Origin of the sequence: Algoriphagus persicinus (genome assembly GCF_035156415.1) — a bacterium.
Lineage (GTDB): Bacteria > Bacteroidota > Bacteroidia > Cytophagales > Cyclobacteriaceae > Algoriphagus > Algoriphagus persicinus.
Map to the genome: position 1 here is coordinate 76401 of NZ_JAYEEY010000005.1, position 21857 is coordinate 98257.

At 40.9% G+C, this 21857-nt stretch carries 16 protein-coding genes; 10 read left to right on the forward strand and 6 right to left on the reverse strand.

Annotated features, from left to right (window positions below):
• Positions 1-33 precede the first annotated feature (33 nt).
• Entirely contained in the window at positions 34-609 is a 576-nt protein-coding gene (locus U3A58_RS05575; protein ID WP_323822412.1) for a DJ-1/PfpI family protein, read from the reverse strand.
• A 210-nt stretch (positions 610-819) separates the two neighbouring features.
• Between U3A58_RS05575 and U3A58_RS05580 the strand changes: the two genes are divergently transcribed.
• The gene (locus tag U3A58_RS05580; RefSeq protein ID WP_323822413.1) at positions 820-1656 is read left to right on the forward strand and encodes an alpha/beta hydrolase; all 837 of its coding nucleotides are present in this window, start codon (positions 820-822) and stop codon (positions 1654-1656) included.
• Here U3A58_RS05580 and U3A58_RS05585 read toward each other — a convergent pair.
• The 3 genes from U3A58_RS05585 to U3A58_RS05595 form a co-directional block, all read right to left on the reverse strand.
• Entirely contained in the window at positions 1653-2426 is a 774-nt protein-coding gene (locus U3A58_RS05585) for a hypothetical protein (RefSeq protein ID WP_323822414.1), read from the reverse strand. The two genes, U3A58_RS05580 and U3A58_RS05585, sit on opposite strands and share 4 nt — an antisense overlap.
• Positions 2427-2465: 39 nt before the next feature.
• Positions 2466-2954: a VOC family protein gene (locus U3A58_RS05590; protein WP_323822415.1), complete on the reverse strand. Its 489-nt coding sequence runs from the start codon at positions 2952-2954 to the stop codon at positions 2466-2468.
• Between the two features lie 330 nt (positions 2955-3284).
• Entirely contained in the window at positions 3285-5438 is a 2154-nt protein-coding gene (locus U3A58_RS05595; protein WP_323822416.1) for an alpha-glucuronidase family glycosyl hydrolase, read from the reverse strand.
• Positions 5439-5611: 173 nt separating this feature from the next.
• Here U3A58_RS05595 and U3A58_RS05600 point away from each other — a divergent pair, with 173 nt between their 5' ends.
• Positions 5612-8821, forward strand: a complete 3210-nt coding sequence (locus U3A58_RS05600) for a UvrD-helicase domain-containing protein (RefSeq protein ID WP_323822417.1) — start codon at positions 5612-5614, stop codon at positions 8819-8821.
• Entirely contained in the window at positions 8814-11678 is a 2865-nt protein-coding gene (locus U3A58_RS05605) for a PD-(D/E)XK nuclease family protein (protein ID WP_323822418.1), read from the forward strand. The genes U3A58_RS05600 and U3A58_RS05605 overlap by 8 nt, the downstream gene beginning before the upstream one ends.
• A gap of 84 nt (positions 11679-11762) precedes the next feature.
• Here the strand turns inward: U3A58_RS05605 and U3A58_RS05610 are convergent, their stop codons facing one another.
• Positions 11763-12386 carry a hypothetical protein gene (locus U3A58_RS05610; RefSeq protein WP_323822419.1) on the reverse strand — a complete coding sequence of 208 codons (624 nt, stop codon included), beginning with the start codon at positions 12384-12386 and terminating at the stop codon, positions 11763-11765.
• A gap of 7 nt (positions 12387-12393) precedes the next feature.
• Complete coding sequence (locus U3A58_RS05615; protein ID WP_323822420.1) at positions 12394-13653, reverse strand: LVIVD repeat-containing protein; 1260 nt, start codon at positions 13651-13653, stop codon at positions 12394-12396.
• A 305-nt stretch (positions 13654-13958) separates the two neighbouring features.
• On the opposite strand from U3A58_RS05615, the gene U3A58_RS05620 reads away from it, so the two are divergent.
• From U3A58_RS05620 to U3A58_RS05650, 7 genes are all read left to right on the forward strand, one after another.
• On the forward strand, positions 13959-16622 hold the full coding sequence (locus U3A58_RS05620; protein WP_323822421.1) for a PQQ-dependent sugar dehydrogenase: 2664 nt from the start codon (positions 13959-13961) through the stop codon (positions 16620-16622).
• A gap of 127 nt (positions 16623-16749) precedes the next feature.
• Positions 16750-17802 (forward strand): BF3164 family lipoprotein, encoded by a 1053-nt coding sequence (locus U3A58_RS05625; RefSeq protein WP_323822422.1) that lies wholly within the window; start codon positions 16750-16752, stop codon positions 17800-17802.
• Positions 17803-17838: 36 nt separating this feature from the next.
• Positions 17839-18207: a hypothetical protein gene (locus U3A58_RS05630; protein ID WP_323822423.1), complete on the forward strand. Its 369-nt coding sequence runs from the start codon at positions 17839-17841 to the stop codon at positions 18205-18207.
• Between the two features lie 119 nt (positions 18208-18326).
• Positions 18327-19583: a DEAD/DEAH box helicase gene (locus tag U3A58_RS05635; protein WP_323822424.1), complete on the forward strand. Its 1257-nt coding sequence runs from the start codon at positions 18327-18329 to the stop codon at positions 19581-19583.
• 119 nt (positions 19584-19702) lie between these two features.
• On the forward strand, positions 19703-20122 hold the full coding sequence (locus U3A58_RS05640) for a VOC family protein (RefSeq protein ID WP_323822425.1): 420 nt from the start codon (positions 19703-19705) through the stop codon (positions 20120-20122).
• A gap of 5 nt (positions 20123-20127) precedes the next feature.
• Positions 20128-20418, forward strand: a complete 291-nt coding sequence (locus U3A58_RS05645) for a GNAT family N-acetyltransferase (RefSeq protein WP_323822426.1) — start codon at positions 20128-20130, stop codon at positions 20416-20418.
• 297 nt (positions 20419-20715) lie between these two features.
• Positions 20716-21855 (forward strand): serine hydrolase domain-containing protein, encoded by a 1140-nt coding sequence (locus tag U3A58_RS05650; RefSeq protein WP_323822427.1) that lies wholly within the window; start codon positions 20716-20718, stop codon positions 21853-21855.
• The last annotated feature ends 2 nt before the right edge of the window (positions 21856-21857 follow it).

The following is a 21857-nucleotide window of genomic DNA, read 5'->3' on the forward strand; positions in this document are numbered from 1 at the left end:
TCGGACATCGGTCACCTTACACCAAACAATTTTTCAAATTTCGATTTTTGCTCCAAGCACTTTTAAGAACTCGCGGATCCAAGCTGGGTGACCTGGCCAAGCCGGAGAAGTGACCAGGTTACCATCCACATAGGCATCTGTGGCAGGAATATCCTGAAACTCTCCACCTGCGATAGTTACCTCAGGACCCACGGCTGGATAGGCAGTTAACTTCCTGCCTTTGACGACTCCAGCGGCAGTCAGAATTTGAATTCCGTGACACACAGCAGCAACGGGCTTGTTGGTGTCGAAGAAGTGTCTGACGATTTCCAAAACTTTCTGGTTTAGCCTCAGGTATTCGGGTGCTCTGCCACCTGCAATCGCCAATCCTACATAATCATCAAAATTCACTTTGTCAAATGAATAACTCAGCATAAAGTTGTGTCCTGGCTTTTCGGTATAAGTCAAATCTCCTTCAAAGTCATGAATAGCAGTTTTGATGGTTTCTCCTTTTGCCTTTCCGGGGCATACAGAGTGGACTTCGTAACCTACCATTTCCAGCATCTGCACTGGGACCATTGTTTCGTAATCTTCTGCAAAATCTCCTGTGAGGAATAATATCTTTTTCATTTTAGAATAATTAGTTGATTTGAAAAGTGTGTAGAGAATCTACCTTTTTTAGTTATCTCAATTTAAGAAAATGAAGCCGGAATGAGATTAATCAAGAGTTAAGTTTTGCTAATCAAGTCAAGGTAAATTTCTAGCGAAATTCTGATTGCTATTTTTTAGCTTTCGACTTTTTGTGCAACTTATCGAGTCAACTCCTAAATCATTTTTCCCATGAAGCATCTCGAAACTTCCTACAAAACCCATGACGCTCTTGAACTTTACCTTCAGGCTTGGATGGTCGATTCTCCTAAAGCTTCGCTGTTGCTGGTTCATGGGCTAGGTGAGCATAGTTCTCGGTATTTTCATTTAGTAGAAAAGCTTAATGACATTGGTATTTCAGTTTTTACGTTTGATGGAAGGGGGCATGGCAAATCAGCCATGGATGGTCCAACTGCCTATTTTGAATCTTACGAGGACTACTTGAAAGACATAGATTCCCTTTTTGGAAAGGTGAAAAGCTATGTACCGAATGTTCCGGCCTTTATTTATGGCCATAGCATGGGGGGTGGTTTGGTAGCTGCCTATGCATTGAAATACAAACCTGAAGCTGACGGTTTGATTCTGAGTTCTCCGGCAATTAAAGAAGCAGAAGGAACATCTAAAATCCTGATTACGCTTTCTAGAGTGATCAGCAAGTATTTCCCTAAACTAAAAGCGTTACAATTGGATGCGAAGAAAACATCCAGAATTTCTGAGGAAGTATCCAAATACCTGAATGATCCATTGGTTTATACAGGTGCTGTGCCCGCAAGGACAGGATATGAGCTGCTACGGGTGATGAAGTATATTCAGGACAATGCCTCGAAATTTGTACTTCCTGTATTACTTATTCACGGTTCCGCAGATGGATTGACCAACCCTAAAGGATCTGAAATGCTTTTCGAAAAGGCTTCATCAAGCGATAAAACGCTTAGAATTTTCCCCGGTGGGTATCATGAATTAATCAATGATCTGGACAGGGAAGAGGTGATGAAATTGATTGTAAGTTGGATTTCCGATAGAATCTAGTCATGGGGAGTTCCAAGCAAATACAGTAAGTAAGTAGGGCCAGATTTGACTCTGCCAATTTCCCATAGAAACACTTCTTTTCCTTCAACCTTAGCTACCAGTTGATTCATTTCTTCGATAGAATAGGTTCTTAAGCAAGACACCATTCCATCCCACCACATAAACAAAGGCACTATTGGGATCAAATAGGTGAAAATCAATCTTCCAACAGAAAAAGGTCGAATAAATGGGGTTGTCAATAGAACGGTGATAGGTGAAAAGAACATAGCTAAAAAGCTTCGAATTGATCTTTCTTGGCCTTCAGCAATAAATATAGGTTGATTGGAGAATACAGCGTCTTCAAGAATTTTTAAAGCTTCAGTAGGTTGGAAATGATGAAATGAGAGAAACTGTGTTCTCAAACCTTTCAATTGTTCAGGAACTAGCCTCGCATCAATAGGCTCCTTTGAAAAACCTATGTTGGATGCTTTTGAAGCTGTGTATTTAAAAGCTTTTAGGTTAGGGAAAAAATCTGTCAACAGAATTAGGACCTCTGGGTTAGTTTCGAGTAATTCTTTGTTGAGCGATAATATTCCACCTCCACCACCCGAAGCTAAATCAATGATTTTAGAGGATCGCGAAGCCAAAAGTCCTTTTTCTATCCAAGGAAGTAGAGGGACAAACATTCTTGTTTTGTTAGCTAAAAACTGAAGAAAGTCTGTTCCGTAGTTTCTTATGAAATCTGGAAACCAAGTCTGATCCTCAAATTCAAAAAGATGGATTCTACTCATAAACATTCAAGCTTATTGCAGAATCAATTTATTGAATTTTTACAAGATCTCAGCCAATAATCCTTTGATATCCAATTGTCTGGTGTACATCTTGATGCTTCCATCCTGGTTTAAAGGCCATTTTTCTTTTGGTCTATCCCAATACAGTTCTACACCATTTTCATCCGGATCATCCAGGTATAAGGCTTCAGAAACTCCATGATCCGCAGCACCAGTAAGTGGATAGTTTGCGTCAATGAGTCGCTGTAATAATACGGCCAAATCTCTTCGTGTAGGCAATACGATCGCTGTATGAAACAAGCCAGCTGTATTCTTTGGTGCTGGTTTTCCGCCTTTACTCTGCCAAGTGTTTAGTCCGATGTGGTGATGATAGCCTCCGGCAGAAATGAATGCCGCATCGGTACCATACATAGTGATCAATTCAAAACCCAATAATCCTTGATAGAAATCCAGTGACTTTTGAAGGTCCGTAACTTTCAAATGAACATGGCCAATTCGGGTGGCAGAGGGGATGGTGTAGGTATTCATTACTATACAAAAATTGATAAGTCCTAAACTTACTTTATTATTCGAAATTCAGAATTCATCATTCGACATTTTTAAATAGGAATATATGAATACTTTCACGTTCTCCACTATGGTCGTGAGCACAGTTTTCCTCGCCCTTGCTTTGGGGCGGGAGTTTTTGAGATTCTTTAAATGAAGAGGAGAAATAGACGGCAGGGCAGCTACTTTCCCTTCCCAATTCAGGAAAAGTATGGATTCATGCTAAGAGTGAAAGTGTCTATTCACTTGTTTTAGAATATTGAATGACGAACATCGAACGATGAATAATGAAGTGATATCAAATCTCAAATTCTATATCCCCGGCGCATTAGGAAACATCAGGCTCTTGTAATATTCCAAATCTCCTTCTGGCTGCTCTATATCTTCTGGGAATGGTAGTTTGGAAATACTTTGAAAATAGAGCAGACAGGAATTTCTCCACCATTCTGCTTCTTCTTCCTGGATTTTCAGAAGCTGTCTGACGTGGTCAAATTCCTCAGGGTCTATTTCTGATTCCAGAGAAGCCCAGGTTGCTTGCATTTCCCTCACTTCTTTCACACCGCTATCATAATGATAAGCTAAACCCTCCCAAAGTGTATTACCATCCTTAAGTTTAAAGTCCCATGGAACATGATGAAACCAAAGCAGATATTTCTCCGGAATCTGATGTGGATCAGACCATTCCTTAGCTATTTCAGGCGAATATTGATCTAATGCTCCACTACCACCACTTGTTCTGTCAAAGCCAATTCCCAGACTGTCTGCCTGATGGTAATATGGCGCTGTCCAATCTGCTCTTCCGCCCATCACCCAAGGCCCGGGACCATAGTGATGGCTTCTGCCCATGATATGATGCAAGCCGAGGGGAGTCATGTAATCAACCGCTGCTTCATGTGATGCGAGCATGATATCACTGATTTTGGATACTATCTCTGGCTTTTGACCAAAGGTCAGTTTAACCCATTCCTCAGCGATTTGTTTGGATGCTAAGCTAGGATCCCAAGCTTGACGCCCGAATGCAAACCAGTTTGATTGACCAAACAGATGTCCTGTCCAGTTGCGATCTGTTCCAATATTGGATACTCCCGCGATTAGGGTGAGCTTTTGATCACTTGCTTTTCCTTCAAGAATACTCGCAACAGTCGAGTTCGGAGATGGGCGATAAGTTTTGGTTTTTAATACTTCCTCCCACATGGGAGCGAGGTAAACGAGTTGTGTAGCCTGGCCTAAGTATTCTTGAGTAATCTGGAATTCCATCCCAACATTGGTATTGTTGATCGCACTAAAAAGTGGATGAAAAGGCTCGCGAGGTTGGAAATCAATTGCGCCATTCTTGATTTGAATAATCACATTGTCCTTGAATTTTCCATTGAGCGGTTCGAATTCAAAATTTGCCTGCTTGTGACGATCTACATCATCTTCGTGTGAATAAACGAATGCCCTCCAGATCAAAACTCCACCATGCGGGGACAAAGCATCGGCGAGCATGTTTGCTCCTTCCGCATGATTTCTTCCGTATTCATGTGGACCAGGCTGTCCTTCAGAATTTGCTTTTACCAGAAATCCCCCGAAGTCAGGAATAAAAGAATATATCTCGTCGGTCTTCTTTTTCCAAAAATAAATCACCTCAGAATCCAGCGGATCGGCAGTCTTCAAACCTGCCAGTTGAATAGGAGCTGAGAAGCGGGCCGTCAGAAAAACCTTGATTCCATAAGGTCTGAAAACGTCAGCCAAAGCCTTCGCTTTCTTCATGAAATCGGTGGTCATTATTAGCGCATTTGCATTCACATTTGTCAGTGAAACTGCATTGATTCCAATGGAAGCATTTGCACGGGCATAGTCAATATAGCGTGGATCAATGTAACCCGGCAGTCTGTGCCAATCCCAAATAGAGAAACCTGCATAGCCTCTTTCGACAGTTCTGTCAAGGTTATCCCAATGGTTTAGCATTCTCAACTTAATTTTCGGACTATCAGCTAATTCTATAGACTTATCGAAAGTGTTACTTTGAAGGGAATTTATCCAGTTATAGACTCCATAAAGTACGCCGACTGGTTGATTTCCTACGATTGCATAGAATGATTTTCCATCCAGTTCCACAGATCCTCTCCAATATCCATCCTCTCCGAGTGCTTTGATTTCCGCTTGCTGATCCAGTGACAGCACCTGTGAAAGTTGTGCTCTAGTCCCGATCCAAAGTTTTGTGTTTTGCAGCCTGTCTTTGGTGTAACTGGGAGCTTTTCCAAGCATACTTTGGGATGCCAAATTAAGCTCATTTTTAATTGCTTCGAAAGTTGGGTTTTTACCAAAAAAGTAAACCCCACCAAATAATGGTTCAACCTGAGATTTTAATTGAGCGTTATTAATGGGCTGATAATCCAGCCACAGTTTATAGCCATCATTGGCTACCGATGTCATGGTAATGCATAGCCAAAGAATGGCCGTCAGGTAAATAGGTCTGTGCATAGGTTTTGGATTTGAACTCAAAAGATCGAAAAATCGAGGCTAATTCCAAGGGGTTGATTGCAAAGGAAATACCTAAGTCTAGGATAATATTCCCGACAATTTTTGTCAAACTTGATTTTCCATTGAGTTTAAACTGCCTGCCTTCCTTATCTTAGTTCCATTCCTTTTTACTTATGGATCAGAAACCCTTCATCATTTATAAATCCTCCGCTGGCTCGGGCAAGACCTACACGCTGACGCTGGAGTACCTCAAACTCGCCCTACGTAGTCCGCAGGCTTTCAAACAAATTTTGGCGGTGACTTTCACCAATAAGGCTACTCAGGAGATGAAGGAGCGGATATTGGAAGAGCTAAGAAGATTACGATATCAGGTCAATCCAGATGAAAAAATGGATTCGGAATTGTTACACAAGCTGCGTGTGGATGAATCTGGACTGAAAGTTTTGGCTCAACAGACACTTACAGCGATTCTTCATGATTATGGAAGATTTTCCGTAAGTACAATTGACAGTTTCTTCCAGAAAGTAGTACGAGCCTTCGCGCGGGAGATTGATTTGAATGCCAAGTTTGATGTGGAATTGGATCAATTGGCAGTATTGGAACGCGTGGTAGATCGGGTGGTGATGCTCGTGATGGAGGATGAATTTCTCCACAAATGGCTAGTGGATTACGCTTACGAGCAAATCCAAAATGGTAAATCCTGGGATATAAGACGCAATATCAGAGGCCTTGGTCAGCAGATTTTTCAGGAGGATTTTAAGAAATATGCTCCTGAAATCAAGGAATTTCTGAAGGATAAGGAAAATATTACTTTACTGCAGTCTTTCACCCGAGAGCGCAAAAGTGAAATTATCAAAATTTCGAAAGAGCTAGGAGATCAAGCCAATGCAATCCGAATCAAAAATGGGTTGGAATGGTCTGATTTTAATCGAGGCTTTGCAAAACTCTTTGATAAACTGGGTGACCGCAATGAGCCTATCCCTGAAATCACTCAGGCCACTTTAGCAAAAATTGACAACCCCGAAGGCTGGTATGCTAAATCCAGCAAGCGAATCGATGCCATTCTATCGGCCTATGAGGAAGGATTAAATTTGATTTTGACACAAATGCTAGCATTGACCTGCAAGTGGAATACCCTGGAGGCAATCGCAAAGAACAGTTACGTTTATGGCGTTTTTAGAAATTTGCTAGATGAACTCAGCCTAATCAAGGATGAGGAAAATATCCTGTTGATCTCGGATGCCAATGAATTTCTAAAGGAAATCACCAAGGGAAATGATGCGCCTTTCATTTATGAAAAAGTCGGAAATCAGTACAAAAACTATCTGATTGATGAGTTTCAGGATACATCAGGCTTTCAATGGGATAGCTTCAAACCACTTCTTGAAAACTCACTTGGTCAAAATCAAACCAATCTACTCGTCGGAGATGTAAAGCAGTCGATCTATCGCTGGCGTGGTGGTGAGATGAAATTATTGCTTGCCCAAGTGGAGGATGAAATAGGTAGGGAGCGTATCCAACTGGAAAATCTAGACACAAATTTTCGTAGCCTTCCGAATGTCATCAATTTCAATAATGTCGTTTTTAAAGCTTTGCCATCTGCAATGGAGCAGGTTTTGAGCACAAGTTATGGTGTAATAAACCCGCAAATACTTTCTCAGGCATATTCAGATTCCTTTCAGAAAGTTTCCCCAAAGAAGGAAATGTCAGACTTCAGAGGAAAGGTCAAATTGGAGTTCATCGATCCAAAAAATGAGGAAGAGGAAGGCAATTTCGATGAGGTGGTTTTATCAAAATTGCCTGATTTGGTCAAAGAGCTACAGGATCACGGCTATGAGCTGGAGGATATTGCTTTTTTGGTGAGAAGAAAGTCAGAGGGCGAAGCAATAGCGGATAGCCTGATGAGGCATGCTGCCGAAAATCCAGATTCAGAATATAGTTTTGATGTGCTTTCAGACGAATCCATGTATCTGAACAAAGCCGCATCAGTGAAGGCATTGATTTCTGGCTTCAATTACCTACACAATCCATCCGATAAAGTTCAGTACAAAACGATGTGGTATTACCTTGCGGTGCTGATGGATACGCAGGTAGATCACGAGCTTTTTGCGTTGGATAAAATGCCTGCTTACTTCAATGAGCAAGTCAAAGAGTTCCAAGAAAAAGAGGCTTTGATGTTGCAGTTGCCGCTGATGGAAGCCTTGGAGGAGTTGATAAAAGTGCTTGGCTTGATGGAATTAGGTTTGGAGAAGGCTTATATCTCAGGTTTTAAAGAAGCGGTGTATGACTTTACGGCCACAAATCGTGCAGACCTGAGTGGCTTCTTAGACTGGTGGGAAATCAATCAAACAAAGCGCACGGTTAAAATACCCGAAGGGCATAATGCCATGAGGATTTTGACGATTCACAAATCGAAAGGTCTGCAATTTAAGGTGGTTGTGATGCCATTTCTCAAGTGGACTATCTTCGACACCAACAAAGGGAATGTGGTCTGGTCTCCCTTTGAAGATCGTGAAAAGGGGCTTTCTACTATTATACCACTGACACTAAATGGAAATTTGGCAAATTCAGACTTTAGAGATACTTATGCAGAAGAAGCCACGATGGCTTATTTGGATAGCCTGAACATGCTGTATGTGGCGCTTACAAGGGCTGAGGATGTGTTTTTAGGATTCATTCCTTATAAGGAGAAAATCGGGTCACAGAATTCCATGGAAGTACAACTACAGCAATTGATCCAATCTCCTCAATTCCCCGAGTCGAGCATAAGTCTGACATCTTATTATGACCAAGAGTCAAAAATATTTGAGTTTGGAGATTGGCCGGAAAATCAGCTAAAGATCATTGAGACCAAAAAGTCTCCTGAACTTCGATGGGCTTATAAAAATTGGGCAGAAGTACTGACACTGAAAAAGTATGCTGTAGATTTTTCAATGGAAGGAATGGAGCAGCGAAAAAAGCAGATGTTCGGTTTAATCGTACATGAGATCCTAGAATTATCTGCGGATAAAGCATCTGCACTTCAGAATTTGCAGTCATTTTATTTTGAAGGAAGACTGAATAAGGAAGAAAAGCACCTGGTTGAGAAGCAATTGGAGCATTTATTTACCGATCCAGTTTTTGCATCATGGTTTGGCACCAAAGGGGTCCTGCTCACTGAGCAAGGTATTTTACTTCCAGGGGGAAAGCAAAAACGTCCGGATAGGATTATTATAGGTGAAAAGGTTGCGCTGGTCGTGGATTTTAAAACAGGCGAAGCACAGAGTCGGTACGCCAATCAAGTGAGGGACTACATGACATTGATATCCAAATTATCTGTGAAGCCCACCAAAGGTTATTTATGTTATTTAGAAACGGGAGTAATCGAGGAGGTTTATGCATAGTTTTTTAAGAAATACAGCCAAAGAGATTCTTGAAAGCGGTGTTGACCTTCAAAAGGTAACCGTTGTGCTGCCGAATAGGCGAGCGGGATTGTTTTTTACACAGCATCTGGGAAGTCTGATCAGCGAACCAACCTGGATGCCGGAAGTAAAAACGATTGAGGAGATCTTTTATGAGTTGGCCGGAAATCGTCCTGCTGATGATCTGACATTGATATTTGAATTGTATCGCGTGTATCAGGAGCTGAATCCGGAAGCGGAGACTTTTGATAGGTTTTATTTCTGGGGAGAAATGATTCTTAAGGACTTCAATGATGTAGATCAGTTTATGGCAAATGCGGATAAACTCTACCATCATTTGTCTGAGATCAAGGAGTTGGAGTCCGATTTAAGTTTTCTGAGTGAAAGTCAAGTAGAGCTGATCAAGCAATTCTGGTCTTCATTTATCCGGCAGGATAGAGATCATCAAGAGAAATTTTTGAAGTTCTGGCAACTGCTAAGTCCACTTTATACCAGTTTTCAAGGATCCTTAGCCGTGTCCGGTTTGGCCTATTCAGGGATGCTCTATCGAGAAGTAGCAGAATCGCTGCATACAATTCCCCGTCCTGAAAAAGTGCATCATTTTATTGGATTCAATGCGTTTACAGGCACTGAAGAAGCGTTGATCAAACATTACCTCACCGAGTTTGATGCCAAGATTTATTGGGATGTAGATGCTTATTATTTGGAAGATAAGGTACAGGAAGCAGGCATGTTTTTCCGGGATTATCAAAAGGACAAGGTCTTTGAACCAACATTCCCCGTGCATATTCCAACGCAGATTGAAGACCGAAAGGCAAGCATTAAAACCTATGCGACTCCCTTGAAAACCAATCAGGCAAATTTGGTAGGTTCTATTTTAGAAAAAATTCCAGCCGGTGAAGCTTGGGAAGAAACGGTGGTGATCTTACCGGATGAGCAGATGCTTTTTCCTGTGCTGCACACACTGCCGGAGCAAGTGGATAAAGTGAATGTGACCATGGGTTACCCTGTGAAAAATGCACCTGTTTATTCCTTTTTGGAAGCAGTATTGGAAATGCAGCGGTATATCAAAGAGGAAGATGGAAAGTTGCTTTTTTATCATACGGCTGTGAAAAACCTGCTGAGTTCGATTTATCTGAAAAGTACAAACCCGGGCTTTGCGGAGAAGTTGATGGAGGAAATGCAGCTTTTGAATCAGATTCATGTTTCTACGGAAAAGCTATATGCGGGAGGATCCTTATATCAGTTGATCTTTCAAAAGCTGGAGAATGATGCCCTATTTTCCTATCTGACCAATCTGATGGAAGCTTTGGCTGAGCAGCTGAAAGACGAACCATTGCAGCGTTCCTATCTTTATCAATGTTTCAAACAATTGACACGATTACGGGAGATTTTTGCAGGTCAGGATATTCTCACCATCAATAGAGAGTTCTTTATCCGGCTTTTTCGACAGGTTTTCAGAGAGGTAAAATTGCCTTTTGAAGGGGAACCACTCCAAGGTTTGCAGATCATGGGCGTGTTGGAATCCCGAAATCTGGACTTTAAGCGGGTGATCATTTGCAATATGAATGAGGATAGTTTTCCACCTTCCGCAGGACTGAATTCCATGATTCCGTTTAATATCCGTAAGGCATTTGGCCTACCTGTGCAGGAGCAAAATGATTCGATTTATGCCTATACTTTTTATAGATTATTGCACAGCGCAGAGGAAGTGCATATGATCTATACGACGGCATCTGATCAGGGAAAGGCCGGAGAAAGGAGCCGCTACATTCAGCAAATGGCTGTTGAACTTGGTAGAGACATGGAAGAGGCAGTAGTTTTTATTCCAATAGACCAAAAATCTCCTGAAGCGATTACTATCCAAAAAGACCCTGAAGTGATTCGCTTGCTTGATAAGTACCTGATAGATGGGAATGGCACATCACAAACTTCCTTCTCACCCTCAGCACTAAGTGTATTTTTGGATTGTAGGCTGAAGTTTTACCTTCAGTATTTGGCAAATATTCGGGAAAAGGAGGCAGTAAGTGAGGAAATAGATGCGGCGGTTTTTGGCAATCTCGCTCACTTGAGCATGGAAATTCTATATCAGGATTTTGCGAAGCGAAAGAATAGAACGTTGCTGGAAAAGTCAGATTTCGAGGATCTGAGTAAAAAATGGGTCTTTCCGGCAATTGAAAATGCCATTCGTCAGTTTTATCATTTAGAGGGGGAAGCCGATACAAAATTGAACGGTCAAATGGCTATTGCCCGGGATGTGCTTCAGAAATATTTGCATCAGATTTTGAAAATTGATGAGGCTTCAGCTCCCTTTACCTTGATTTCTTTAGAGAAGGAGAAAGTGTATAAAGCGGGTTTAAGGATCACCATATCAGACGGAGAACAACTGGTTTCCTTAAAAGGAATCATTGACCGCGTGGATGAACATAATGGTTCGGTGAGACTGATAGATTATAAGTCGGGGCAGGACAATAAGAACTTTCCAGATGTGGCTTCACTTTTTGATCGGGATCATAAATCCCGTAATAAGGCGGCAATGCAAACCATGTTTTATGGTCTGATCTATCAGGCTACGAATCCAGAGAATATTTCGCTTCTTAAACCTGCAATTTATAATCTCAGGGAGATGTTTGGTGATGATTTTAATCCATACTTGCAACAGAAAATGCCTTACAAGGAAGGTGTAGAAGTAAATGATTACCGTGAGTTTGAAGAAGAATACAGCGCTGGATTGAAAGCACTTTTGGAAGATATTTACAATCCGGAAATTCCCTTTGACCAAACGGAGGATCTGAAAAAATGCGAGTATTGTCCTTATAAGGAGATTTGCGGGAGGTAGCTATGATTCCCCGGCAATCTTCAAAAAATTTATGATAGTCTAGAAATGAAGGGCATTGGCATTATTCGGAATTGACACTAACATCTAATACATAAGTCCCACCCGGAATACAAGACTTCGGAATAGAAAGTCATTTTCTGTCATAGAGCTAAATCCTGGAGGCAGCAGTCCGGAGGCAATTGTTTGAGTGCCGGGGCCTGACAAACTTCCTCGAAAATGAGTGATTTCCTGCCTTTTGTAGGCAAGACTGAATGACAAGGCTGTTTTGCTTTTTAAAGCAGGAAAGCTGATGCCTACTGAGGGACTGACTAATAAACCACCTTTATACCAGCTTTTGCTCCATTCGTCACTTACTTTTCTCTCCAATATTGCGGTACCACCTCCTATATCCAATCCACCAAAAATCTTCGGTTTGCCATCTTTCCCTAGAAATCCGCGCCATCCTAACGCAATTGGAATTATTGAGATATCCTCATATTGATCAAATCCAACAGAAAATCCCACAACATGGTTTTTGGTGATTCGAGCTCCATGAAAACTCATAATACTTACATCAGTCCTCCTTTCGTGATTTCCATCCCATTGCTCCTCACTTCGGCCTATTAGCACACCGATTTCAGTCTGGCCAAAATACAATTCCTCCTGAGCCAAACTTTTGACGCTTATGAGTAATATCCCAATTAAAAAGAGGTTAGTTTTTTGAAACATAAACCTTTCAATAAAACTTGGTAGGATTGGTAACTTGGATACAGCTGAGTTTTTTCAATTTGGCCGGGTTGCTGTAGTCGAATTGGCAAACGCCATCAGGACCGATCACAATCAGAGATTTGGGACCTGGAATTAAGTCAACTGACTTTTGATCGGTCAAAAACTCGAGTTGGTTTTCATCTATAGCCATCACGTCGCTGACATTGAAACTTTTCAGACCATGAGTTCCTTCAGCTATGTACAAATAATCTCCGGCCAAGCCCAATCCATGGGGGTTGAGCATAGAGTAGGACTTCTTAAGGGTGGGGTTATAAAGATCCTCTATATCAATTACCTGAAGTTCATTCACGCCATTCCAGCAGGCATTGCCGTTTCGCAACGTCACAAACGCATAATCTTCATTCACCACCACTGGATCACAAGCTTGGACATGCTCATAAACAGCCATTCGTGTAGGAGAACTCGGGGTGCTAGCATCGTAAATGTGCATTCCTACATTAGATCCGATAAATAGCTTATCCTCAAAAGGGAAAATGGTTTCAATTCCCCAGCCTAGATCAATTGGTTTTACAAAAGTGGGATCGGCAGGAGTCTCTACATCAAATACCCGCAAAGTGGACTCATCTACTGCATAAAGATGTTGATTTGAAAGAGTAAATCTAGCCATGGATCCACCTGTACCGTAGCTTTGGGATGCAGCAGAAAAATTGGCTGAAAAGCTCATACTAGCATCCATCATCCATGCACCTTCTTGCCATCCACCTCTTTCCCATCCAGGATTTTCGCTGGTAATTACCGTGTCCCGGAAAGTGATTATTTCACCTGTCTCATGATAGTACATATGGGTAAAAACATCTTCGACACGTTTTACCATTTGTACACTGTTGATATTACTGATGTCGAATGCTAGTAGATCTACATAATTATCAGCGTAAAGTATGTTACCATTCACTGCCATATCCACATTGCCCGCGATGGGTATGAAGCTTAAGTTGATAGGATTTGCAGGGTTGGTATTGTTCAGGATATGGATTCCTTTAGTGGGTTCATTGATGAAAAGATAATCACCATAGATGTAGATTTTGCCTGGGTTGTCCAAAGGTTTGGCTGGCTCGGTAGTGATCATCCTTGCTCTTTCATTACTCATTTCCACATACACCGGCATCATCGTATGATAAGTGTATGAAGAATTGACTTCATCATGGCAGGATGAGAATAACAAAATCGATAGTAAGAGTAGTAGGTAGGAAGAGGAGAAACGTTTCATATAGCTCGATTTTAGTGGAATAAAAGTATATATTCTTCAGACGTAACCGAACAATAGTATGCTACAAAGGAATTGAGAAAAATTTGATTTTTTAACAAATTCTCTCTACACATTCTAGTTTCAGCCTCGGTTTATATCAATTTACCAGTGGAGTCTACAGAGCTATTGTTTCTGTCGGAATCTTTCTCAGCTTTTTTGTAGAAGAACAATCCCCCAACCTGACAGTGATACCATTGATCATAATCAGAGGCTAAGATTTTTAGATTTCTTTACCTTAAGGGCTTCAATAGATTTAGATAAACCGTATGAATAAATACCTGCTTCTGTTTGCAGTTTGTAGTTTGAGTTTTTGGAGTTGTGACAAAAAACAAGAAGATCCCTTTGCTACCGTGAAACCAGATGAATCGCGATTCTCTAAAATCCCATTGGCGGGGAACTTCAATGAACCTATGGAAATAGAGGTGCTGGACAATGGAGATGTATTGATCATTGAGCGTCATGGTAAACTTAAACTTTTTCAGGCTGAATCAGGAGAAACTACTGTTGTAGGAGAATTGCCTGTATTCCCAGAGCGGGAAGATGGCTTGATTGGAATGGCTAAGGATCCTGACTTTGCCACAAATAATTGGTTGTATCTCTACTATGCCCCGGCTTCTGAACCGGCCTTAAACAGGATTTCAAGATTTGACTTTGTTGATAAAAAGCTTGATTTAGCTTCTGAGGTAATCATACTAGATGTGGATATCTATCGGGGATGTTGCCACTCTGGAGGTAGTTTGGAATTCGACGCTCAGGGAAATCTCTACTTAGGAATAGGGGATGATTCTACGCCTTTTGAATCTAGTAATTTCAATCCAATAGATGAGCGGCAAGATCAACCTAAAAATGTTGACGCCCAGAGAAGCTCAGGCAATACCAATGATTTGCGTGGTGCCATTCTTCGGATCAAACCTAATCCGGAAGGAGGATATTCTATACCTGAGGGAAATTTATTTCCGGTAGGTACGCCCAAAACCCGTCCAGAAATTTACGTGAAAGGCAATCGTAATCCTTTCAGATTTTCCATAGATAGCCGTAATGGTAATTTGTATTGGGGGGAAGTAGGGCCTGATGGTTCAGAAGATAAAGAAGGTCGTGGCCCAAGAGGCTATGATGAAATCAATGTCGCAACTGAACCTGGATATTATGGCTGGCCATATTTTGTGGGAAATAATTACGCTTATTGGAAGTATGATTTTGCTACAGGTGAAAGCTTGTTTCAATTTGACCCACAAGCTCCAAAAAACACATCGCCCAATAATACAGGTATGGAGATTTTGCCTGCGGCAAAGCCTGCTTTGATTTATTATCCATACGCAGAGTCAGAAGAATTCCCAATGCTCGGTCAGGGTGGTAGAAATGCCATGGCTGGTCAGGTGTATTATCGTGAAGATTATGAGGAGTCTGAAGTTAGGTTTCCAGGGTATTACAATAAGAAGTTGTTCATCTATGATTGGATGAGAAACTGGATTTTTACAGTTAGTCTGACGGAGAATTTTGAATACGATACCATGGAGCGATTTATGCCGGAAACTCACTTTGAAAAGCCTATGGATATGCAGTTCGCTAAAGACGGTTCGTTGTATGTGTTGGAATATGGGACTTTTTGGCGAGCGAATAACGATGATTCGGGTTTGTATAGAATTGTCTTTTCCGAAGGAAATAGAAAGCCGGATGTAAAAATCTCTGCAGACAAAACGGCTGGTGCAGCACCTTTGGCGGTAAGTTTTTCTTCAGAGGGTACAAAAGACCCAGACACAGATGACCAAGTCAGTATTCAATGGGAGTTTGGAGAAAACGGAGCAACTTCCATGGATGAAAATCCAACCTTTACTTTTGATGATCCTGGTGTTTATAAAGTAAAATTGACAGCGACTGATCTAAAAGGTGAGGCATCAAGTTCATTTTTGGAGGTGAAAGTAGGCAATGAGGCACCGACAGTTTCTATTGACTGGCAGGGAAACCGGAGTTACTATTTCGGCAAGGAGACGATCAACTATGCAGTCACAGCAATTGATAAAGAAGATGGGGAGATCGATCCATCGCAAATCAACTTGACTATTGATTATCTAGAAGGTGGATACGATCTGATAGAAACGGGACATCAAGAAGAAATTTTGAGTATTGGGGAGACCTATATCAATGAAGCCGGGTGCAAAGCCTGTCACGGGATTAGCAATGAATCCGTGGGGCCGGATTATACTTCGGTGTCTGAGAAATATAAAAACGATCCAGTAGCTAAATCATACTTGATCGACAAAGTCAGAAATGGTGGGGCTGGAGTTTGGGGTGAGCAAATTATGCCAGGTCATACTCATTTGGAGGAGAATAAAGTTGGGCAGATGATTGATTTTGTGTTGGGTATTTCCAACCCAACTACTGAAACAGGATTGCCTGCTTCAGGGGAATTCCAAATTGAAAACACTGAAAAGGCAGAGGGAATCTACCTCGTGCAGGCTTCTTATGAAGATCAAGGAGCGAATAGTATACCTGGGATCAAGACCACCAGTCATTTGAAATTGCGAAATACAACCGTCTCTGCTTATAGCGCTGATGGTATGGAAGGTGCAGCCCGTGCTAATCCTGAAGATGAGTATTATGTGCAATTCACTTCTGCAGGGTCTTGGCTTTTGTTGAAAGACATTGATCTCAATCAGATCAGTGAAATCACTCTGTCCATTATGCCGGGAAATACGAAAGGAAAGCTTCAGGTAAGAGCTGGATCTCCAGATGGGCAACTTATAGCAGAGACAGACATCCTAAGTAAAGATTCACGACCTGCGTCGGGCCAACGAGAGGGCTGGTTTGATTTTCCTTTTGCCATTCCAGCCACAGATTACTATGGGGATTTATACTTCGTGTATGTCACCGAAGATCCTATTGATATTTGGAACACATTTAATCTAAGTACTGTAAAGTTTGATAAATGAGTTTAAGAAAATTTCAACACCCATTAGTTTGATGGATTGTTTTTCAAACTAATTGGTTAACTTAGAAAATGTTCAAACTACAAATGAGCATTTGATTTTTTCTAGTAAACGTCATAGACCAAATAGTATGAGGAAATTCAGATTGATAACACTTTTACTAGTGTTTTTTGTAGCTTTTTCTTGCGAGAAAGCACAAAATGAAGCTTTTGAAGAAGTTGAAGCAAAAGTTGAATTGGATAAACAGGAAACCGGAATTCAAGTCCTCAGCAGAGGAAATGTTAATTTGCTTGTAGTGGATACACTACTTATAGTGCAAAAGTCCTCGGAGCCTTTTTTGGAAATCTATGACACGAATACTCATAAACTGCTGACTACTTTCGGCAAACATGGGGAAGGCCCAGGGGAAATTCTAGTCCCGGTTTTGATCAAACAGCGAGAATTTGAAAATGAATCTCCAATAATTACAGTATTTGATTATGAGCGAAGAATAGTTAATAAGATTAACCTCAGCAATCTATTAACTAATAAAGGGTCTGTGTTAGAACAAAATCCCTTACCATTTAAAGGTAATTATGTACTTTATTTTTTTCACGCTGACTCTGATTTCGTGCTGGGGACAACACTGGCTGATGGTAGATTTACGCATTATAGTTATGAGACCGATAGTATTCAGTTCATTCCTTATATACCACAAGCGGAATTTGAGATGGAAGAAAATTTCAAAGAACCTGTATATAGATCTACAGTGACAATAAATAAAGAAAAAAGTATTGCTGCCACTTTTCCTCTACATTTGGGATGGATGGAATTTTTTGATCTATCGGGTAACTTTTTAAGCAAAACCTATTTTGAGGATCCAGATAAAATTAAAGAAGGATTTTTCATAAAAGACGAAAAGGATAGACAAGATTCTTACATGTATGTAAGTGATTCGGACTCTGATCAAAATTATATTTATGGATTAAATATGAATAACAATTCATCCATTTATAGAGGAGGTAGCCTGTCAAGAAAACAGATTATAGAAGTCTTCGACTGGGAGGGGAGCCATATCAAACAATATGTGCTTAATGATAATCTTCCTTCAGAGTCATTTGCATTCGATGAAAAGTATAACCGATTTTACACCTATTGCAGGGAATGTGAAGATAGTAACCTTAGTTATTATGCTATAGATTAACATCGATGGATTAAATTACTTCAAACTTTTTAGCGTATGGCAATTGAGAAAAAATATTGTTTGAACTGCAATGCAGTGATCCAAGGGAGAATTGATAAGAAATTCTGTGATGATCAATGCCGAAATACGTTCAACAATCAGCAAAATGCCATCTCAACGAATTATATCCGACGAGTCAATCACAGCCTGAAAAAGAATAGGAATATTTTGGAAGGTATCATTCCAGAAGGCGAGGAAATGGCAAAGGCGACAAGAGAGCGTCTACTCCGAGATGGATTTCAGTTCAAGTATTTCACCCATCTCTACGAAACCAAAAAGGGCAATATTTATCATTACTGCTATGACTATGGCTATTTGGCTCTTGAAGGAGACTGGTATTTGGTAGTGAAAGGAAAGGAAGTTTAGCTACTCACGCAAATTGACACATAGCTCAAAGGAAATGGGTACTTTTGTGCGTGTCAGAAAATCAAATAGAATCCACCGCCCAATATCTCAAAAGCCTTTCGATTGACAGCCTTAACGAAATGCAAACTGAGTTCATTTCCAGAGCTGCCAAAAACCCACATCTCGTACTTTTATCACCTACAGGATCGGGTAAGACTGTTGCCTTTCTGATTCCGCTTTTAAATTCTTTAAAAGATAATATAAGAGAAGTACAGGCACTGATAATTGTGCCCTCCAGAGAATTAGCAATTCAGATCGAGCAGGTTTTCAAGGCTATGAAAACTCCCTTCAGAGTGAGTACGGTATATGGTGGACACTCTTCCAAAATGGAATCTAACAGTTTGGGCGAAGCTCCAGACGTGATTATTGGCACTCCAGGAAGGCTGGCAGATCATATAGAAAGAGAATCTTTTGATCCTAAAACTATCCAGACTGTGGTTTTGGATGAATTTGACAAGTCTCTGCAAATGGGATTTCATGAGCAGTTGAAAGTTATTTTTGGCGCACTTAACGGGCATCAAAGACATTTGTTAACTTCGGCGACTGTATTGAAAAGAATGCCAGATTTTCTGCCATTTGTCGATCACCGTACAGTCAATTTTCTTCGTGACGTGGTTGAGTCTAAGTTGGAGCTCAAGGTTGTGCACAGTTCAAGCAAGGAGAAAGGTGAAACACTAATGCGGTTAGTAGCAGGGTTTCAGGACGAATCTTGCATTGTTTTTTGCAACCATCGAGATGCTGTGGACAGACTGAGCACTTTGCTGAATGACTATAATTATTTTCATTCGGTACTGCATGGTGGTTTGGAGCAAATAGATAGGGAGAAGAACCTGATCCGATTCAGAAGCAAAGTCACCAATTTATTGATCGCGACCGATTTGGCATCGCGGGGCTTGGATATTCCTGAGATCAAGCATATAGTTCATTATCAATTACCACCCAAGGAAGATGCATTCATCCATAGAAATGGTCGGACAGCCAGGATGCATGCAGAAGGCTTGTCCTATATGATTTTGGCCAATGACGAGTCCAGACCTGAATACGTTGATGAGTTTATTGAAGAATTTATTGTTGGAGAGAAGCTTGTTCCGCCTGTGCCTCAGGAATGGACCTGCATGTATGTGAGTGCAGGTAAAAAAGCTAAGGTCAGCAAGGGAGATATTGTCGGGATGTTGACCCAGAAAGGGGGGCTATCCAGTGCGGAGATCGGATTGATTACGATCATGGATTTTGCTTCCTATGTAGCAGTGAAAAGTAGTTTGGTGCAAAAGCTCCTTCCGAAACTCAAGAACGAACGGGTGAAAAAAGTAAAAGTGAAGATTGAGGAAGCGAATTAAGGTTCAGTTTTCAGTTTACTCAAATGATCCTCAAAATTACTTTTGAAGGGATCATTTGCTAATGTAGCGACTCAAATTTTTCATTAATTTATAACTTTACTCACTAACGACTAATTCAGATGGAAAAGCGCGTCACAGGAATAGGAGGGATATTTTTCAAAGTAAAAGATACAAACCAGACCAAAGATTGGTATCAAAAGCATCTGGGATTGAATACCGATCAATACGGGACTGCTTTCGAGTGGAGAAGTTCTGAGAATCCCGAGAAGATGGGCTTTACCCAATGGTCTCCTATGAAGGATGATACCCAATATTTTAAGCCTTCGGAAAAAGATTTTATGATCAATTACCGGGTGGAAAATCTAGTGGAATTGGTGCAGGAGTTAAAAGCTGAAGGTGTGACTATTTTGGATGAAATTGAGGATACTGAGTACGGTAAGTTTGTGCATATATCAGATCCAGATGGGCATAGTATTGAACTCTGGGAGCCAATTGATGAGGTTTATGATGAATTAGTTGTAGGCAGAACAAAAAGTTAAATACGATGAGTGAGATCAAGATCCGACATCAATTTGATGGGAAAAGAGGTTCTTTCTATCTGGAAGAAGGGGCGAAGCGATTTGCAGAAATGGTCTATGTGATGGCTGGGCCGAAGAAGATGATCATCGAACACACTGAAGTAGATGACAGTTTACAAGGTCAAGGAATTGGGCTGAAATTATTAAACGAGCTAGTGGAATATGTAAGGGAGGAAGAGATAAAAGTCATTCCACTTTGCCCATTTGCTAAAGCCATGTTCAAAAAAGAGGAAGAATTGAGAGATGTACTTAATTAGTGCTATCTAAAAAATAGTCCAAATAACCCAAAACAAGGTTAGGATAACCATGATCGCAAAAAAGTATCCGTTTTTGGAGAAGGAAGAATGATTTTTTTTGCCTCAGAAGGGGCGACAGGATTTTATCATAAAATTGGTTTTCAATTGCATGAGTGTTGCTACCAGTTGAAACCTACTGAGCCAATGCGTTGACTTGTATTGCTTAGATTTCACTTACTTTTGAATAGAAATAACCTTACTATAGCTGTATTCGGGAATTTAACCATCTGGCTATTCTTTCATCAAATTTGCAATAAAATGAGTATTAAACTTGTTGATAATCTAATTAAGCTAATAGTACTCATGGATTTCCATAAAATAAGTATTCTCGGTTATTTGACATGTATGATAGCCTTCTATGCTGAGGCTCAAAAACCTCCAATACAGACTTCAGACTTATATTTTCCTTCCTTAGAATCTTCAGTCTGGGAGAAGCAATCTATTGTGGAATTAGGCTGGGATGGGGTGAAATTCGCTGAATTTTTGGCCTGGCTACCTACGCAGGATACGAGGGCCTTTATTATTCTCAAGGACGGTAAGATAGTTGTGGAAGAATACTGGGGTGATAAGCTTACCGGAGTAGGGAAGATGGATGAAAACTCGTATTGGTATTGGGCTTCTGCGGGAAAAACACTTACAGCGACGTTAGTCGGTATCGCTGAAAATCAAAAACTATTACAAATAAGTGATCGAAGTCACAAATACTTGGGAGAAGGTTGGACATCTCTTCCTAGCAAACAAGAGCGTGCAATTCGATTGATACACCAGCTGAGCATGACGACAGGGTTGGATGATGGGGTAGCAAATCAGGATGATACTAGCCCAACTTCTTTAACATTTCTAACTGAGCCAGGGGAAAGATGGGCTTATCATAATGCGCCCTACACCTTGTTGGAACAGGCAATTCAAAATGCCTCTGGCCTAAGTTTTCAAAAGTATTTTGATGAGAATCTGGGTGGTAAGATTGGGATGAAGGGCTTTTGGCAGCAAACAGGTCAGAACAATGTATTCTACAGCGATGCGCGTTCATTTGCTAGATTTGGACTTTTATTACTTGCAAATGGTAACTGGAACGGGAGTCAGGTGTGGTCTGGAGATTTTTTTGATAAGCTATCCAAGTCCTCTCAAAATCTCAATCGAAGCTATGGTTATCTGACTTGGTTGAATGGCAAGAGTTCTTATATGGTTCCAAGAACTCAAACGATCTTCCCAGGTATGCTGGTACCGAATGCTCCTACCGATATGTACCAGGCCATGGGCAAAAATGGCCAGTTTTTGATGGTAGTGCCGTCGGAGGGTTTGGTGATAGTACGAATGGGTGGCTCGGGTGATAATACACTGGTGCCCTTCCTACTGATCCGGGACATCTGGGATAGATTAAAACCTATAATTGAATAGGA

What these genes read in the sequence shown, in the direction of transcription:
- U3A58_RS05635 (WP_323822424.1), top strand. Translation starts at nt 18,327, where the DNA reads ATGCAAACTGAGTTCATTTCCAGAGCTGCCAAAAACCCACATCTCGTA.
- U3A58_RS05600 (WP_323822417.1), top strand. Translation starts at nt 5,612, where the DNA reads ATGGATCAGAAACCCTTCATCATTTATAAATCCTCCGCTGGCTCGGGC.
- U3A58_RS05630 (WP_323822423.1), top strand. Translation starts at nt 17,839, where the DNA reads ATGGCAATTGAGAAAAAATATTGTTTGAACTGCAATGCAGTGATCCAA.
- U3A58_RS05595 (WP_323822416.1), bottom strand. Translation starts at nt 5,438, where the DNA reads ATGCACAGACCTATTTACCTGACGGCCATTCTTTGGCTATGCATTACC.
- U3A58_RS05575 (WP_323822412.1), bottom strand. Translation starts at nt 609, where the DNA reads ATGAAAAAGATATTATTCCTCACAGGAGATTTTGCAGAAGATTACGAA.
- U3A58_RS05585 (WP_323822414.1), bottom strand. Translation starts at nt 2,426, where the DNA reads ATGAGTAGAATCCATCTTTTTGAATTTGAGGATCAGACTTGGTTTCCA.
- U3A58_RS05650 (WP_323822427.1), top strand. Translation starts at nt 20,716, where the DNA reads ATGAGTATTAAACTTGTTGATAATCTAATTAAGCTAATAGTACTCATG.
- U3A58_RS05605 (WP_323822418.1), top strand. Translation starts at nt 8,814, where the DNA reads ATGCATAGTTTTTTAAGAAATACAGCCAAAGAGATTCTTGAAAGCGGT.
- U3A58_RS05620 (WP_323822421.1), top strand. Translation starts at nt 13,959, where the DNA reads ATGAATAAATACCTGCTTCTGTTTGCAGTTTGTAGTTTGAGTTTTTGG.
- U3A58_RS05640 (WP_323822425.1), top strand. Translation starts at nt 19,703, where the DNA reads ATGGAAAAGCGCGTCACAGGAATAGGAGGGATATTTTTCAAAGTAAAA.
- U3A58_RS05615 (WP_323822420.1), bottom strand. Translation starts at nt 13,653, where the DNA reads ATGAAACGTTTCTCCTCTTCCTACCTACTACTCTTACTATCGATTTTG.
- U3A58_RS05610 (WP_323822419.1), bottom strand. Translation starts at nt 12,386, where the DNA reads ATGTTTCAAAAAACTAACCTCTTTTTAATTGGGATATTACTCATAAGC.
- U3A58_RS05625 (WP_323822422.1), top strand. Translation starts at nt 16,750, where the DNA reads ATGAGGAAATTCAGATTGATAACACTTTTACTAGTGTTTTTTGTAGCT.
- U3A58_RS05580 (WP_323822413.1), top strand. Translation starts at nt 820, where the DNA reads ATGAAGCATCTCGAAACTTCCTACAAAACCCATGACGCTCTTGAACTT.
- U3A58_RS05590 (WP_323822415.1), bottom strand. Translation starts at nt 2,954, where the DNA reads ATGAATACCTACACCATCCCCTCTGCCACCCGAATTGGCCATGTTCAT.
- U3A58_RS05645 (WP_323822426.1), top strand. Translation starts at nt 20,128, where the DNA reads ATGAGTGAGATCAAGATCCGACATCAATTTGATGGGAAAAGAGGTTCT.